General features: G+C 69.5%; 11 protein-coding genes. 5 read left to right on the top strand and 6 right to left on the bottom strand.

The genetic code is table 11. The features are described from left to right. Window positions 1-38: 38 nt before the first annotated feature. From AC0L6Y_RS01745 to AC0L6Y_RS01755, 3 genes are read left to right on the top strand one after another with little or no spacing between them, the layout of a single operon-like run. A complete protein-coding gene (locus AC0L6Y_RS01745) occupies window positions 39-512 on the top strand; it encodes an ArsR/SmtB family transcription factor (protein WP_473554134.1) in 474 nt (157 codons plus the stop codon). Then, complete coding sequence (locus AC0L6Y_RS01750; RefSeq protein ID WP_473554138.1) at window positions 509-1,339, top strand: aldo/keto reductase; 831 nt, start codon at window positions 509-511, stop codon at window positions 1,337-1,339. The genes AC0L6Y_RS01745 and AC0L6Y_RS01750 overlap by 4 nt, the downstream gene beginning before the upstream one ends. A gap of 16 nt (window positions 1,340-1,355) precedes the next feature. Beyond that, the gene (locus AC0L6Y_RS01755; RefSeq protein ID WP_473558593.1) at window positions 1,356-2,549 is read left to right on the top strand and encodes an MFS transporter; all 1,194 of its coding nucleotides are present in this window, start codon (window positions 1,356-1,358) and stop codon (window positions 2,547-2,549) included. Here the strand turns inward: AC0L6Y_RS01755 and AC0L6Y_RS01760 are convergent. The 4 genes from AC0L6Y_RS01760 to AC0L6Y_RS01775 form a co-directional block, all read right to left on the bottom strand. Continuing rightward, complete coding sequence (locus tag AC0L6Y_RS01760; RefSeq protein WP_473558598.1) at window positions 2,524-3,012, bottom strand: CoA-binding protein; 489 nt, start codon at window positions 3,010-3,012, stop codon at window positions 2,524-2,526. The genes AC0L6Y_RS01755 and AC0L6Y_RS01760 overlap by 26 nt on opposite strands. A gap of 162 nt (window positions 3,013-3,174) precedes the next feature. Then, a complete protein-coding gene (locus AC0L6Y_RS01765) occupies window positions 3,175-4,512 on the bottom strand; it encodes an O-acetylhomoserine aminocarboxypropyltransferase/cysteine synthase family protein (RefSeq protein WP_473554143.1) in 1,338 nt (445 codons plus the stop codon). A gap of 28 nt (window positions 4,513-4,540) precedes the next feature. Further along, the gene (locus AC0L6Y_RS01770; RefSeq protein WP_473554148.1) at window positions 4,541-7,897 is read right to left on the bottom strand and encodes a hypothetical protein; all 3,357 of its coding nucleotides are present in this window, start codon (window positions 7,895-7,897) and stop codon (window positions 4,541-4,543) included. Window positions 7,898-8,012: 115 nt separating this feature from the next. Further along, a complete protein-coding gene (locus AC0L6Y_RS01775) occupies window positions 8,013-9,518 on the bottom strand; it encodes a dolichyl-phosphate-mannose--protein mannosyltransferase (RefSeq protein WP_473554151.1) in 1,506 nt (501 codons plus the stop codon). 25 nt (window positions 9,519-9,543) lie between these two features. Between AC0L6Y_RS01775 and rsmI the strand changes: the two genes are divergently transcribed. Next, the gene (gene rsmI / locus AC0L6Y_RS01780; RefSeq protein WP_473554155.1) at window positions 9,544-10,353 is read left to right on the top strand and encodes a 16S rRNA (cytidine(1402)-2'-O)-methyltransferase; all 810 of its coding nucleotides are present in this window, start codon (window positions 9,544-9,546) and stop codon (window positions 10,351-10,353) included. Window positions 10,354-10,372: 19 nt separating this feature from the next. Here the strand turns inward: rsmI and AC0L6Y_RS01785 are convergent, their stop codons facing one another. Both AC0L6Y_RS01785 and AC0L6Y_RS01790 read right to left on the bottom strand, forming a co-directional pair. Then, window positions 10,373-13,954, bottom strand: coding sequence for a polysaccharide lyase family 8 super-sandwich domain-containing protein (locus AC0L6Y_RS01785; protein ID WP_473554159.1), 3,582 nt, complete (start codon window positions 13,952-13,954; stop codon window positions 10,373-10,375). 161 nt (window positions 13,955-14,115) lie between these two features. Further along, window positions 14,116-15,276, bottom strand: a complete 1,161-nt coding sequence (locus tag AC0L6Y_RS01790; RefSeq protein WP_473554164.1) for an enolase C-terminal domain-like protein — start codon at window positions 15,274-15,276, stop codon at window positions 14,116-14,118. A 171-nt stretch (window positions 15,277-15,447) separates the two neighbouring features. Between AC0L6Y_RS01790 and AC0L6Y_RS01795 the strand changes: the two genes are divergently transcribed. Further along, window positions 15,448-16,149 carry an RraA family protein gene (locus AC0L6Y_RS01795; protein ID WP_473554168.1) on the top strand — a complete coding sequence of 234 codons (702 nt, stop codon included), beginning with the start codon at window positions 15,448-15,450 and terminating at the stop codon, window positions 16,147-16,149. The last annotated feature ends 47 nt before the right edge of the window (window positions 16,150-16,196 follow it).

Consider the following 16,196-nt stretch of genomic DNA (forward strand, 5'->3'; position numbering starts at 1 on the left):
TTGAACCTGGCGCCAAGCTGAATTGGCACCATGTTCTCGTGCATGTGTTCGAGGTGGTGGCGGAGCCGATCCGGCGGCGGCTCGTGGAGGTGCTGGCGTCCGGCTCGCACTACCTGGGCGACCTGGAGGACGTCATCCGGCACGAATTCGGCGTCAGTCGGGCGGCCGTGCATCACCACCTGAAGGTGCTGCGCGAGCACGGCGCGGTGCTGCAGCACGACGACTGGCCGCGCAGCCTGTACGAGCTCGACTCGGCGATCCTGGAGCAGCTCGCGAGCGAGCTCGACCACTGGGACTACCTGTTCGATCGCCGCATCGGCTGGCGCACCCCGCAGGAGCTGCTCCCGGACGAGGAGTCGGGGCCGGCGAGCGCGCGCGGGTGGCGTGGGCACGACCTGGACCCGGATGACCCGTGGCGGCGACCGTCCCGCCGCGCGAGCAGCGGACGGCGCGCCGAATGGGAGGCACCGACCGGCGCGCCCCCGCCGAGTCGTGCCAGCATAGGAGCATGACTGTTCCCACCATTGCGCTCAACGACGGCCACCAGATCCCGCAGCTCGGCTTCGGCGTGTTCAAGGTCGACCCCGTCGAAACCGAGCGCATCGTGCTCGACGCGCTCGAGGTGGGCTACCGCCACATCGACACGGCGGCCGTCTACGGCAACGAGGAGGGCGTCGGTCGCGCCCTCGCCGCCTCCGGCATCCCGCGCGAGGAGCTGTTCGTCACCACGAAGCTCTGGAACTCCGACCACGTCGCCGGCACCGCGCCCGCCGCGATCGCCGCGAGCCTGGAGAAGCTCGGACTCGACTTCGTCGACCTGTACCTGATCCACTGGCCGCGTCCCGACGCCGACAAGTACGTGGATGCCTGGAAGGCGCTGGAGCAGATCAACTCCGCCGGACTCGCCCGCTCCATCGGCGTCAGCAACTTCCACGTGCCGCACCTGGAGCGCCTCGCGGCCGAGACCGGCACCGTTCCCGCGGTCAACCAGATCGAGCTGCACCCGGGCCTGGCCCAGAAGGAGCTGCGCGCCTACGGCGCTGACCACGGCATCGTCACCGAGGCGTGGGGTCCGCTCGGGCAGGGCAAGTACCCGCTGCTCGAGATGGCGCCCATCGCCGGAGCCGCCGCCGCGCACGGGGTCACCCCGGCTCAGATCGTGCTGCGCTGGCACCTGCAGCAGGGCATCGTCGTCTTCCCGAAGACGACCAGCCGCGAGCGGATGGCCGAGAACTTCGACGTCTTCGGCTTCGAGCTGAGCGGCGACGAGATGGCGGCGATCGACCGCCTCGACGCCGGACTGCGCCAGGGCGCGGACCCGGACACCGCCACCTTCTGATCCGCGCGTGCGGGACATGACCGCGGCGAGCTACCTCGTCGCTTCGGTGCCGTTGCGCCTCGCCACCTCGGGGGTCATGGTCGCGCTGCCGATTCTGGCGGCGACGGAGTTCGGCGATCTCGCGCTCGGCGGGCAGCTCGTCGCGGCGACCCTGGGGCCGAGCGTGCTGGCGGCTCCGCTCGTCGGGGTGATCCTCGACCGGACGCGCCGGCCGCGTCAGTGGATGCTCGCCGGTGCGGTGCTCACCGCGGCGTCGTTCGCGCTCGCCGCCGCCCTCGGAAGCGTGCCGATCCCGCTCGTGATGATCGCGCTCGTGCTCAGCGGCATCGCCGCACCGTTCTTCATGGGCGGCCTGTCGAGCTTCGTCGCCGACGAGTTCGCGGATGCGCGACGCGGCTACGCGCACGACGCGCTCTCCTACAACGTCGGCTCGGTCGGCGGCCCGGCCCTGGTCGCGGTGCTCGCCGTGGCCGGCTCCGCCCGCACCGCGCTGCTGGTACTCGGCGCGATCTGCCTGCTCGGATGCGCGGGATTGTTCGCGCTGCGGCTCGCGCCGCGCCCCGCGCCCGGCGTCGGCGCGCTGCGCACCATGGCGACGGGGCTCCGGCATCTGGTGGCGCACCGACCGATCGCGATCGTCACCCTGTCGGGCACACTCAGTCAGCTGGGCGCGGGCGGTCTGGCGGTCGCGGCGGTCGCGGTTGCGATCGAGCGCTCCGGCAGCGCCGAGCGGGCGGCGTGGATCGTCACCGCCTTCGCCGTCGGCGGGCTGCTCGGTGCGCTGGCTGCCGCCGCGCGACGCTGGGGCTCCGCCCCGCCGATCGTCGTCATGGGGGCCGGATTCGCGGCGACCGGCGTGGCCACCATCGTGGCCGCGATCGACCTGGGGCTGGCGTGGACGGTCGCCGCGATCGGGGTGTCGGGGCTGTTCACGGCCTCCAGTGCGGCGGCCATGCTGCTGCTGCGCAAGGAGCAGAGCCCGCTCGCGGTGCGCTCGCAGGTCTTCACCGTCGGCTCCGGACTGCGCGCCTCGGCCGCGGCGGGCGGCGCGGCCATCGCCGGAGCCCTCGCGCACGCGAGCGGCGGGACGCTGCTGGCCGTGATCGGCGCCGTCTGGGTGCTCTCGGCGCTCGTGCTGCTGGCGTATCCGCGCGGCGCCGTGCCCCTGGCGACCGGGCCGATTCCTACCGGAGCTGCTTCTTCGAGCTGATCACGCCGGTGTCGAATCCGAGCAGGTGCAGCCCGCCGTGGAAGCGCGCGTGCTCGACCTTGATGCAGCGATCCATCACGACCGTGAGGCCGTGCTCTTCGCCGTAGCGCGCCGCCTCCTCGTTCCAGATGCCGAGCTGCACCCAGACGGTCGTCGCGCCGATCGCGATCGCGTCCTCCATCACCTGCGGGATGTCGCTCGCGCGCCGGAACACGTCGACGATGTCGGGCACGACCGGCAGGTCGGCGAGCGACTTGTATACCGGGCGGCCGAGGATCTCGGTCGCGTTCGGGTTCACGAAGTACAGCTCGTAGTCGCTGGACTGCGACAGATAGGTGGCGACGAAGTAGCTGGAGCGCGCCGGATTCGCCGAAGCGCCGACGATCGCGACCGACTTCGCGCGGCGCAGGATGCCGAGGCGCTCCTGCGCGCTGGGACCCACCCAGGTGCGCTGGCCGCGCATCAGCTTCGCGAGCGGCGAGCTCGCGGGCAGGCTGCAGCTCAGCCCATTCGTCAGCTGCACCGTCTCCACCGAGTCGACCTCGCCGGTTGAGCCTGTCGAAACCGAGCCGGTTGAGCCCGTCGAAACCGAGCCTGTCGAAACCCCTGTCGCGCCCATGCCCGATTATCCCTCCACCGCGACCGACAGCGCTCGATCGAGGTCGTAGATGATGTCGTCGACCTCTTCGATGCCGACGCTGATGCGGATCAGGCCCGGCAGCACGCCGCCGTCGAGCAGCTGCTGCTCGGAGAGCTGCGCGTGGGTGGTCGACGCCGGGTGGATGACGAGCGTCTTCGCGTCGCCGATGTTCGCCAGATGGCTGGCGAGCTCCACGTTCTCGATGACGCGCTGGCCGATCTCGCGGCTGCTCGCCGTGCCGGAGGCGCGCACCCCGAAGCTGAACACCGATCCGGGGCCGAGCGGCAGGTACGCGTTCGCGCGCTCGTGATGCGGATGCGAGGCGAGCCCCGCCCAGTTGACGAACTCGATGCGCGGGTCGGCCTCCAGGAACTCGGCGACCGCGCGCGCGTTGCTCACGTGCGCCTGCATCCGGTAGGGGAGCGTCTCGACGCCCTGCGCGAGCAGGAACGCGGAGTGCGGCGCGAGCGTGGGACCGACGTCGCGCAGCTGCTCGGCGCGCAGCCGGGTGAGGAAGGCGTACTCGCCGAAGTTGCCGTGCCAGTTGAGGCCGCCGTAGTGGGCCGCATCCTCGCTGAACAGCGGGAAGCGCTCGCTCGCCCAGTCGAAGCGGCCCGACTCGACGACGACACCTCCGAGGGTGGTGCCGTGCCCGCCGAGGAACTTGGTGGCGGAGTGGATGACGATGTCGGCACCCCACTCGATCGGCCGGTTCAGGTACGGGGTGGCGACGGTCGAGTCGATGATGAGCGGGATGCCGGCGGCGTGGGCCACGTCGGCCAGGCCCTCCAGATCGGCGATCTCGCCCGAGGGGTTCGCGATCGTCTCGGCGAAGATCAGCTTCGTCTTGTCGGTGATCGCGGCCGCGTAGTCGGCCGGGTCGGTGCCCGGCACGAAGGTCGTCTCCACGCCGAAGCGTCGCAGCGTCACGTCGAGCTGGGTGACGGTGCCGCCGTACAGGCTCTGCGCGGCGACGATGTGGTCGCCGGCGCCCGCGAGCGAGGCGAAGGTGATGAACTCGGCGCTCAGGCCCGAGGCGGTGGCGACGGCGCCGAGGCCGCCCTCGAGGGAGGCGATCCGCTCCTCGAAGCTGGCGACGGTCGGGTTCGAGACGCGCGAGTAGATGTTGCCGTACTTCTGCAGCGCGAAGCGGGCCGCGGCGTCCTCGGTGGAGTCGAAGACGAACGCGCTGGTCTGGTGGATCGGGAGCGCGCGCGAGCCGTGCACCGCATCCGGGATGTTGCCCGCATGGATGGCTCGGGTGCGGAACCCCCAGTTGCGGTCGGACGCGCGCGGGACCTCGGGCAGGGCGGAGTCTGGCATGCCGCCAGGCTACCGGCGCACCCTGCGCCTAAGCCGTTGTGTTGCGTTCCGTTGCGTCGGCCTCGGCGCGCTCGCCGACGCGCGCCCGCCAGGCGAAGTAGCCCCACGCGGCGAAGGCGAGCGCGCCGAACACGGCGAGCACCACGTACCAGACGCCGACATCCGCCGGATCGGTCTCCTCCAGCGCGGTCGGCAGCACGATCAGGGAGAACGAGGTCGCGATCACCAGGAAGGTGCCGAACCACAGCGACTTGGAGGCCTCCCACAGGGTGCGGCCCTCGAGGAACGCCAGCGGAAGGATCGCGATCGCGACACCGGTGAGGCCCTCCGAGGTGATGGCGGCCAGGGTGTCGACGGTCAGCGCGCCCCAGAAGTCGTGCGGGTCGCCTGCGACGGTCAGCGCGGAGTAGCCGAACCAGGCGGCGATGCTCAGCGCGAAGACGCCCGTGAACTGCACGAGTGCCGCCCCGAGCTCGGCCCGCCGCGAGGCGTTGAACATCTCGATGCCGATCACGACGCCGATGAAGATCCCGGGGGCGAAGCCGACGAGGCGCGAGAACACCACGCCGAGGATCGCGAACAGCACGATCGACGGCTGGATCGTGACGACGGAGGGCACCTGCCAGCCGCGTTCGACGATCAGTCCGGTCAGCCAGCTCACCCCGTAGAACAGGATGAAGAAGGCGATCGCGAGCGAGAGGACGAGGCGCAGCGACACCAGGTCGACGCCGAAGGCCGGATCGCTGAAGCCGAAGACGATGCTCACCAGCACGACGAGCACCGCGGCGGCGGCGGCGCGACTGCCGGTGAGGGCGATGAACCGGTCGCGCAGCCGATCGGCGGCGGCCTCGACGCGCGCGATCCCGCGGCCCATCCGGCCGGTGTTCGACGACAGCGTCGCCGTCAGCAGCTCGGTCGGAATCGCGACGAGGAACAGCAGCGCCAGGGCGAGGCCGCCCGCGGCGGCGAGCAGCCCCGGATTGTCGAGGATCCGCCCGAACGTCACCAGCGCCTCGGTGAGCACGCTCGGCGCGGCCGGCTCCGATCGCGGCGCGACCTCGCCGCCCGCGGCTGACGCGCCGCCGTCGTCGACGACGGTGGTGGGGCCGGCTTCGTCGGGAGAGCCGTCGGGGCTCGCGGTGGGAAGGTCGATGACGATCGGCTGGGTGACGACCGAGAGCGCTCCGCTCTCGCCCATCACCATGATCACGAACTCGTGCTCGCCGGGCTCGACATCCTCCGGGATGACGGCGACGATCCGGAATCCGCCGTCGCTGTCGGCGGTCGTCTGCCCGAGCACCACCGGCGTGGAGTGCAGCTCCGCGGTCACGGGCGCGCCCGCGGGAGCCCCGCTGCCGCTGAAGGTCACGGTGTCGCCCGGGAAGTACGGTCCCGGCGAGACCGTGAAGCTGAGCGCCGTCGCTGTCGCTGTCGCAGTTGTCGGCGCCGGCGCGGGCGCGGAGGTCGGGGGCGACGTCACGGCGACGCTCGCCACGGTGGTGGCGCTCCACGTCGAGAACCCCTGGAAGGAGCTGCCGTACTCGTCCGGCCGATGGAGGGCGTCGACGTTGATCTCGAAGCCCAGCGAGCGGGAGATCGCGCGGTAGCTGTGCGTTCCCGCGCCGGGAGTGTCGCTGCAGGTCCAGGTGTCGGATGCGGTGGCCGTGGTCGAGCACGCCTCGGCGCCCTCCAGGGTGAACACGCTCACCCGGTCGCCGGCGTCGGCGATCCCGCTGAAGGTCACCGAGCCCGAGGAGCTCACGGTGGATCCGAGGGTCGGGGTGCTCGGGATCATCACGTAGTCGTCGCGGTAGTGGGTCTCCGCAGACTCATCGCCGAAGAAGACCGCTGCCCACGAGTACACGTTCCAGATGCCCGGCTCGAGTCCGTCCAGACCGCACTCGATGCTCGAGGTGTCACCCTCCGTCGCGCCGTGCTCGCAGGATTCGACCGGGTACCCGTAGGAGTAGCCGCCCTCGCCGTCGCTGGTCACGCGGTAGAACTCGACGCCGGTCAGGCTTCCGGCGACGCCGGTGACCAGCACCTCGATGGCGGCGGCATCGAGGGTGAGCGAGCTCGCCGGGCGGAACGGGGCGACCTCCACCTCGACGGTCGCGGATCGCGGGGAGACTCCGTCGTGGTAGCCGTCGAGCACGCCGGCGACGTCCGGGTCGTCGGCGAAGCCTCGCGAGATCGCGTACGCGTCGACGGTCTGCAGGCCGCTCGGGGCGAGTCCCGTGCACTCCCAGGCCCCGCTCGCGTCGGTGTCGGCCTCGCAGATGTCGAATTCACTGACGAGCTCGACGACAACGGTGCTGCCCGCGTGGACGGTCGGAAACGCGCTGTCCCACGTCGGGTCGACCGTGCCGCGGAACGTGAGCGAGCCATCGGGGTTGGTGACGATCTCGCTGATGACCGGGACCTCGGGGATCCGCACGAGATCGCCGCGGTCGAAGGAGTGAGTGCCGTTGACGAAGTCGATGCTCGTGAGCAGATACACACCCGGGGTCGGCTCCGGCACGGCGCAGGAGACCACGGGGCCGTCGTCGGGCCGGTCTTCGCCGTAGTCGCCGGACCAGCCGACGGGGCAGCGCCAGAATCCGGTGACCGACTCGCCGTCGAACTCGCGCCAGATCGCGCCGGCGTCGCCGCCGGAGGTCGCGGTGGTGAGCGACTGGAGCAGCCCCGGGCCGGCGGCGATCGCCACGTCGGGCTTGGGGGGATACACCTCGAGCCACTGCCATTCGCTCGCGTCGGGAGCGCCATCGATGCGCGTCGCGTCGATGCCGACGTTGTAGTAGCCCGGGTCGATCGCGTCGACGGTGCAGCTCCAAGTGCCGTCGAGGGCGACCTCGACGTCGCACCACGACGTGACGACTTCGCCGTCCGAGTGGCCGAGGTTGACGCGTCCGAGCGCGGGGCCGGTGCCCGAGAAGCTCACACTGCCCGTTTCGAAGGCGGCGTCGGGGGCGGGGGAGTCGATCGTGGGCGATTGCGTTCCGCCGCGGGTGATCGTGATCTGGTCGGTGCCGCCGGTCTCCTCGTCGGCGAAGGTCTCGGCGGTGATGAGGTTGTCGCCGAGCAGCAGATCGACGTCGCAGCTCCACTCGGTCTCGTAGTACTCCAACCAGCCGGAGTCGCACGTGCCGACCACGACTCCGTCGTTGGTGGCCGTGACCTCGACGTAGCCGCCCGTGCCGCCCCAGTCGGCGACGCTGCCGCTGATCGTCGCCGTGTCGCTGGTCGTAACCGCGCCGTCGCTCGGCGCGACGATGACCGGCGCGTCGGGCGCGGCGAGGGCGGCGGGCGCCGCGCCGAACACGATGACCGCGATCGCGATCAGGGGCGCGGCGAAGCCGACGGCGCGACGATGCGGGGAGGGCACAGAACGGGAGGAGCGTGGAGCGAACATGGGGGACTCCAGCGGGGGACGCTGCTTCGGGCGCAGGGTGAGAACACTGTAGCGCCAACGATCACTGTGCGACAGAGCGAAGTTGAGGTTATATCCAGCTGGCGAACCAGTAGTGCGCGCGCAGGTACTCGATCGGGATCGGCTCCCCGATCCACAGCGGCCAGAAGAACACGCTGAGCGCGGCCACGGCGACCAGGAACACCGCGACCAGCCCGCGACCGACCACGTAGTGCCGCTCGGGGTCACCGGGTGGGCCGATCAGCAGTCCGATCGCCGCCACCAGTGCGAGCACCAGAAACGCCTCAAAGGCGATCGTGTAGAACTGGAACACCGTGCGGTGCAGGTAGAGCATCCACGGCAGGTAGCCGGCCGCCATCCCGGTGAGGATGAACGCCTCGGCGCGCGCATCCCGTCCGTGCCGCAGCAGCCAGCCGAAGCGCACCAGCACCGCGACAAGCGCGGCCGTGCCCGCCCACCAGATCAGCGGATTTCCGAGGTCGAGGATCTCGGCTGCCGTGCCGTCGCCGAAGTCCTCGTAGTACATGCTCGTCGGGCGCACCAGCAGCAGCCAGCCGAGCGGACTCGCCTGGTAGGAGTGGGGGGTGTTCTCGCCGACGTGGTAGCCGTACATCGACGCCTGGTAGTGCCACCAGTTCTGGACGTCGACCGGTACCCAGGAGAGAAGCCCCGACCAGGCTTCGCCGCCCTCTTCCACCCAGCGGCGGTAGTAGCCGCCGTCGGTGGCGAACCAGCCGGTCCAGCTGGCGACGTTGACGAGCAGGGCGAGAGGAACGAGCAGCACGGCGTTGACGGGCGCCTGGCGCAGCACGGCGCCGCTGGCCCAGAGATCGACGCCCGCGCGCCGGCGGTCGAGCGCATCCGCCACGACCGAGTAGATCCCGAACACCGCCAGGAAGTACAGCCCGCTCCACTTGACCGCCGAGGCCAGCCCGAAGGTGAGCGCCGCGGCGAGCAGCCACGGCCTCGCCCAGAAGACGGGGCCCCACTCCCGCACGGCCACCATGCCGTCGCCCGCGGCGAGCCAGGAGGCAAGCCGGACGCGCGCCTGCACCCGGTCGAGCAGCATGAAGCACGCCCCGAGCAGGGCGAACAGGGCGAGGGCGCTGTCCAGCAGGGCGACGCGGCTGAGCACGATCGCGTTGCCATCGATCGCGATCAGCCCGCCGGCGATCGTCGTCAGCAGCGGGCGGTGGAACAACAGGTGCGCGGCGAACATCGTGACGGCGACGAGCAGGATGCCGGTGACGGCGATCCCGATCCGCCAGCCCCAGCTCGACTCGGCCCCGAACGCCGCGAGCCCCGCGGCGATGATCCACTTGCCGAGCGGCGGGTGGGCGATGAACGACGGATTCGACGAGTAGCCGTCCGGGTTGCCGCCCGCGAAGCTCTCGTTCGCCCCCTCGCCCCACGAGCCCTCGTAGCCGAGATTCATCAGCGTGTAGGCGTCTTTGACGTAGTAGGTCTCGTCGAAGACGAGCTCGTGCGGGCGGTCGAGCGCCCACAACCGGGTCGCCGCGGCGACGGCCATGACGGCCGCCGGGCCCACCCAGGTCGGGAGTCGCGAGACGATCACCCGCTCATGCTAGGAGAATGGACGCGTGCTCATCCTCGCCGCGACGCCCATCGGCAATCTTGGCGACGCCTCCCGCCGCCTGATCGAGGCGCTGCAGAACGCCGAGACGATCGCCGCGGAGGACACCCGCACGGCGATCCAACTGATGCGCGCGCTCGGCGTCGACAACCGTCCGCGCCTCGTGGCGCTGCACGAGCACAACGAGCGCGAGCGCGCCGCATCGCTGGCCGAGGAGGCACGGGAGGCCGACATCCTGGTGCTGACGGATGCCGGAATGCCGACCGTGAGCGACCCCGGCTTCGTGCTCGTGCAGACCGCCGTCGCCGCCGGGGTGACGGTGACCGCGATCCCCGGACCGAGTGCGGTGCTGACGGCGCTCGCGCTCAGCGGGCTGCCGACCGACCGGTTCGCCTTCGAGGGCTTCGTGCCGCGTAAGGGCCGGGTCGCGTCGTTCCGGGCGGTCGCCGCCGAGGCGCGCACGCTCGTGTTCTTCGAGAGCCCGCACCGCATCGGCGACGCCCTGCGAGATGCGGCGACGGCGTTCGGCGAGGATCGCCGCGCGGCCGTCTGCCGCGAACTCACCAAGCTGCACGAGGAGGTCGCGCGCGGCACGCTCGCCGAGCTGGCCGAGCGCTTCGCCGACGGCGCCCGCGGCGAGATCGTGCTCGTGGTCGCCGGCGCCGACCCGGTCGAGGCCTCCCTCGAGGACGGCGTCGGCCGCGTGCTCACCCTCGTGGCGGAGGGCTCGCGGCTCAAGGAGGCGAGCGCCGAGGTGGCCGAGCAGACCGGGCTCTCGCGCAAAGAGCTCTACGACGCGGCGCTGAAGGCGCGGTGACGGTCCGCGAGCTCGTGCATCACGGTGCGAGCGCCAGGCGGACGACGAACGCGGCGCCGCGGGCGTTGGTCACATTGATCGAGAGCTGCGCCGTGGGCCCCGTCCGCACCACGCTCACACCGGGGGAGCTCTCGATCACGGCGTCGGCGTCGAGGTGGAGCTCTACGGTCACCGTCCCGGTTCGGGCCCGAGTGGGCTCGACGATCGTGAGGGCGATCTCGTCACCGGCTTGCTCCGTGGTCACCGACAGCGGGGCTGAGGTGGTCAGGTAGTCTACGTCGTCGCGGGTGAGTGTCGCCGCATCCCAGAAGTTCGCGGCGATGGCCGAGTTGGCCGTATCCTCAGCCGCGGAGACGGTCGGCCCGTCGGCGAGAATCCGAATCGTGGGGGCCGCGGCGAATGCCTGAGTCGTGGCCTCGGTTGCGCCGGGGAGAATGATGTACGCGTACCCGGCGTTGCTCGGAGTCGTCCCGTGGTCAATCCAGAGCGTCGAGTAGTCACCGGTCCGCGTCGTCGAGGAGCCACTCGCCGAGTTGATCGTCGCCCAGCTCCCGGTGCGCGACTCGCGCAGAACCTCAAGGTCGATTCCGCCAGGAAAGACGTAGCCGAGGCGGCTGTCGCCATTGGTCAGCTGCGCCCACTCCGCTCCAGAGATCGATTCGACCGCGCCGCTCGTCGTGCCTGCGGCGCTGCCATTGACGACGAGGCTCGATCCTGGCTCGGTGCGGCGATTCTCGATGATCGTCTCGATGTGGCGAGCGGTCCCGTCCCAACCGTTGCCCGCAACACTCGAGCGCGAGATCTCACTTCCCACCGCCACGATTGCGCCGTCGAAGAAGAACCACGACTTCTGTGCTTCGAGGTCGCTTCCGTAGGCGTCGAGCACCATGCCGGACGCGGCGGCGGTCCCATCGACTCCGGCGGACGTCCCCGCGAAGGTATTCGTCGGCTTGTATCCGGCGCCGTTGGTCGCCGAACGTGTGTGGGTGTCGACCGTTGTGCCGGGAAGGCGGTAGCGATTGACCGTGGCCCAGTAGTCCTCAGAGAACTGCTCGCCGTCGGCGTCGTGAATGTACGTCATGCCGTCGGCTGTGTACCACGACCGGAAGTTCTCGTTGTTGATCGATTCGAATGTCGCCAGCCGGTTGCTGGACATGGCGACGGCGACCGCGTAGTCGCCGTCGTGATGGACGACGCGCGCCATGCTGGTGAACGCCCAGGTGCCGTTCAGGGCGGCGGCGGGCCCCGAGGCAATAGCGGCTTCGCCGAGCGCGAGTTCGCTCAGCGATCCGTTCTCCCAGAAGGTGGTGACGTCGCTGCCGAGGTGGCGGGCGACGATCGCGCGGATGCCGTCGGAGTCGCCCACCGGGGCCGACTCGGCCAGGACGAGCAGCGCACGCAACGCGGTTGATCCCGCTTCCACATCGGGGTTGTACTCCCGCGACATCTCGCGGCCGCGCACGCTGTCCATCATGATGCCGTCGAACATGACCGGGTCGAATGCGTCGCTGGCCCACGCATAGACCCGAGCGACATCCGGGTCGGTCACCTCCCACGGAGTGCCGCTGAGGAGCAACAGGATGTCGGCAAGGTTGAGCAGGAGCGAGCTCCCGTAGCCTCCCGTGTACGGGTACCAGGCGTGTTGGACGAATGACCCATCGGCGTAGAAGCCGTCTCCCGATGTCACCAGATCGAACACCGGCGAGAGGCCGGTGCTCGCCGCGCTGATCTTCGCGCTGTCCCCGACGATGACGCCGCGGAGTCCGACGACCATCGCCTTCCAGACCCGATTGGCGCCGGTGAGGTTCACGCTCGGGCTGAAATGGTCGACGGCGTCCATCGCTGCGTTGATGTCGGCCGCGGCCAGTTCGTCGTGCAGCACGACGACGATTTCGTTGACCTCGAGCGGAAAGCCGATCTGGGGGTACCACCAGTTGCCAGTCGCGGGCATTCCGTCGTAGTAACGCTGCGCGATCACCCAGTTGAACGTCGTCACGGTGTCCTCGAGCAGGTCGGGGTCGTCGCTCAGTGCCGACCCCGGCGTTGCCCACGCGACTGCCATCGCCTTGATCCTGCGAAGCGCCTCGAGGGTGTCCGCCTGCGCCGCGGTGCTGAGGTCGCTCCAGGGCTCCGCGCCGGGCGACACGCTCGACCAGTAGCCGAGCGCCGTCGCGGTCTGCGCGGCGAGACGGGATGCGTACGGCTCATGCGTCGTGTCGATGGCGGTATCGCCGATCAGGTGGGCGCGCCACGCCTCGCGCGCTGTTGCCGCGGGTCCGGTCGTCGGGTCGGTCGTCGGATGCCCGCATTCGATCAGCTCGGACGACGTCGGCGACCAGCGGAACCACTCGAAGTGGGCGTTGACCGAGCCGGCACTGCTCGCGGCGCCGCGGAGAGCCGTCGGGCCGACGCCGGTGGGTGCGAAGGCGCCGAGCGCAACACTGCCGGACAATCCCGAGAAGGTTTCGCCGTCGAGCGAGTACGAGCCGGTGATACTCCCGTTGGTGTTCGTCAGTCGAAACCAGTAACTCGACCCGTGCCCGGAGGGAACCGAGATGAAGCCGGAGTTGGTGCCGCTGCGATTGAACTGAATCCGACGTTCGCCAGACGACCAGTACACGTCGAGGACTATCCACTCGTCGGAGTCATCCCACAGCAGCAGCCCCGCCTGCTGGTAGCTGCCGGTCGGATCGATGGTGACCTGCGTCGTCACCTGCCAATCGCCGCTGGGGACCGGTTGGAGTGGCGCCGGCGCCGCGGAGGAGTTGGCGGCGACCGTGGGCATGATGAGCTGGCCCGCCGCCAGGCTGGAGCTGACGGGGCCGTTCGCACTCGCCGTCCAGATCGCTGGGTCGAGGGCGGTCCCCTCGAACTCATCAGAGCCCTCGGCAGCGCAGATGTTGAAGAGAGGGCCGTCGCATGCCGCGAAGGCTTCGGCGTCGGGCGTCAACCGGAACCAGGAGAAGCGGGCGTCAATCTCTGCTGCCGAGCTCGAAGCGCCGCGCAGCGCCGTCGGCCCGATCCCGCTGGGCGCGAACGCGCCGAGCGGGATCGTCGCGCCGACGCTCTGAAAGGTTTCGCCGTCGGTGGAGTACTCGCCGCGGATGTGGGTGCCGTCGCTCGACATCCGCAGCAGATAGCTCGGGCCGGCGCCCCCGGGCAGGGTGATCGGGCCGGCGTTCGCGCCGCCGAAGTTGAGCTGCACGCGTTGTTGTCCATTCGAGTGATACACGGTCAGTGCAAGCCACTCGCTCGCGTTCTCGCGCAGCATCAGTCCGGCCTGCTGGTACGAGCCGATGGGTGAGATCTCGACCTCGGTCGTGATCTCCCATGTGCCCTCGGGCACCGGTTGCTGCAGGTGTGGCACGGTCGCGGAGTTCTCGGCGACGGTGGTCAGGACGAGATCGCCGTCGTGGAGGGTGTACGGAACGGGCGCCCCGGTGCTCGACGCCCAGAGGGACGTGTCGAGCGTTGCGTCAGAGAACTCGTCCGACCCGGGGGCGGCGCACGCTTGCGCGAGGGGGTCGCCGGGCGCCGCGGCGGTTGCGGAAGGGGCGTGCGGTGCGATCAAGGCCGTGACGGCGACGAGGGTCGCTACCACGAGCGACGCGGTGGCGGTTCGGCGTGACGGCGCAGGGAATGCGAACATCTCAACTCTCCATTGAGTCCAGCCGCTTGTTGCATTTAGTGCAACAAGCGAATCATCTGACACAACGAACAGTAGGCGCCTGCGGCGCGCGCGTCAACGGTGCGAGTGGTCCGTCACAGCCCCGCGACGGTCGGAACCCAGTCGGGCCGACGCTCGTCGACGTGAAAGCGTGCGTAGTAGTCGCCGACCTTCTCGTAGTGACGCTCGTACTTGTCCATCTTCTCCGGGTCGAGTTCGACGCCGAGGCCGGGGCCCGTCGGGACGCGGATGGCGCCGTCGACGTAGGGCATCTTGCCGCCGACGATGATGTCGTCGACAAGGTAGTGGTAGTGGGCATCGCCGGCGGTCGACATCTCCGGAATCGTGCTCGCCGTGTGGAGCATGGCGGCGAGTTCGACTCCGAACTCCACTCCTGAGTGCATGGCGACACCGAGGCCGAACGTGCGGCAGATTGCGGCAAGCTCTTTCACTCCGCGCGGGCCTTCCCAGTAGTGCACGTCCGTGAGCACGATGTCGACGGCGCCGAGCTTGATGGACGGTGCGAGGTCGTCGAACTTGGCTGGGTACATGTTGGTCGCGATCGGGATCCGCACTTGCTCGCGAACCGCCGCGTTGCCGGTGAGCCCCCATGCGGGGTCTTCGAAGTACTCCGGGCGCACGGCCTCGAGTCGCTGGCCCATCCGGATCGCGGTCGGCACGGACCAGACGCCGTTTGGATCGATGCGGAGGCGGTAGTCGTCGCCGAGCCGCTCGCGACAGACCTCGAGCACTCGCACTTCTTCTTCCGGCGACATGACGCCAGCCTTCAGCTTCATCGCGCTGACTCCGAGATCTTCGGTGAGCTGCTCGCAGAAGTCGGCCATGTCTTCGGCGCGCTCGTCGTCCCCGCCGCCCGGGCGGTCGTAGCGCCAGAAGAGGTAGGCGATGAACGGGATCTCGTCGTGCACGGCACCGCCGAGCAGATCGCTCACGGGGCGCCCGACGGCCTTGCCCTGGATGTCGAGGCAGGCCATCTCGATGGCGGCATAGAGGCGCGCGTTCGACATGTAGTAGATCGATCGGAGCACCTTGAGCTTGATCATTTCGAGGTGGAACGGGTCGAGCCCGATGACGCGCTCCCGCAACTTCATGAGCGCTCCGCGCTGGTCTCCGCCGCCGACCTCGCCGAGGCCGACGATGCCCTCGTCGGTGACGAGCTCGAGGATCGTGCGCAAGAAGTAGCCAGGGTGCACACCCGTGGAGTGGCGGAGCTTGCCATCGGTGGGAATTGCCACGGTCCGGGCCCGGAGGTCGACGATCTTCACTGTTCTGTTCCGCCTCTTTCGTCATGATGCTGCGTCGAGTGTCAGCGTAGCGAAGTATCGAGCACTTGTCTTGTTGAGTGCAACAGCTGTATTGTCTAGTGCAACGACACGATCTTGTCGATCCACGAACAAGGAAGCTCAATGACGAACCCTTACTCCTACTCGCTTCCGGTCCCCGAACTCATCGAGCGATACCGCGCGACGTACTCGGGTGCCGTCTACGACATCCTTGATGAACTCGGCTACCCGAACCAGGCGCTCGCAATGGATATCAAGCCCATCGACAACAGCTGGGTGATGGCCGGCCCCGCCTTCACGATGAAGGGCATCCCGGAGCCGACCGGCGACGCGAAGCTGCGCGAGCGGCGCATCCACATGTTCGGGGCGATGAAGGAAGCGGGGGTTCCGATCATCAACGTGCGCGACTGCAGCTTCGACATGCAGGCCGCGCACTACGGCGAGATGAATGCGACCGTCGGCGGCGCCTGCGGTGTCATCGGCGCTCTCGTCGACGGAGGATCGCGCGACACCAAGTTCCTGCTCGAGCGCGACTTCCCCGTGTTCGCGCGCTACCTGACACCCGTCGAGGCCGTGAAGCGGTGGAGCTACTATGACTGGCAGCTCACGGTGTCGCTGCGCGGCGCCCTCACCACGACGGTCCAGGTTTCTCCAGGCGACTTCATCATGGGGGACCTCGACGGCGTCGTCGTGATCCCGCGCGAACTCGTGGTCTCGGTGCTCGAGAAGACCGAAGAACTGATCCGCCACGAAGACGCTGTGCGCACGGAGTTCGAAGCCGGCGAAGACCCGGTGGCGGTCTACCAGCGGCATGGTCGGCTCTGACCCGATCCGATAGCCTCGCGTAACAAGGATGTGAGGGGAGCGGGGTG

The organism is Pseudolysinimonas sp. 10J20-29, from assembly GCF_055809595.1.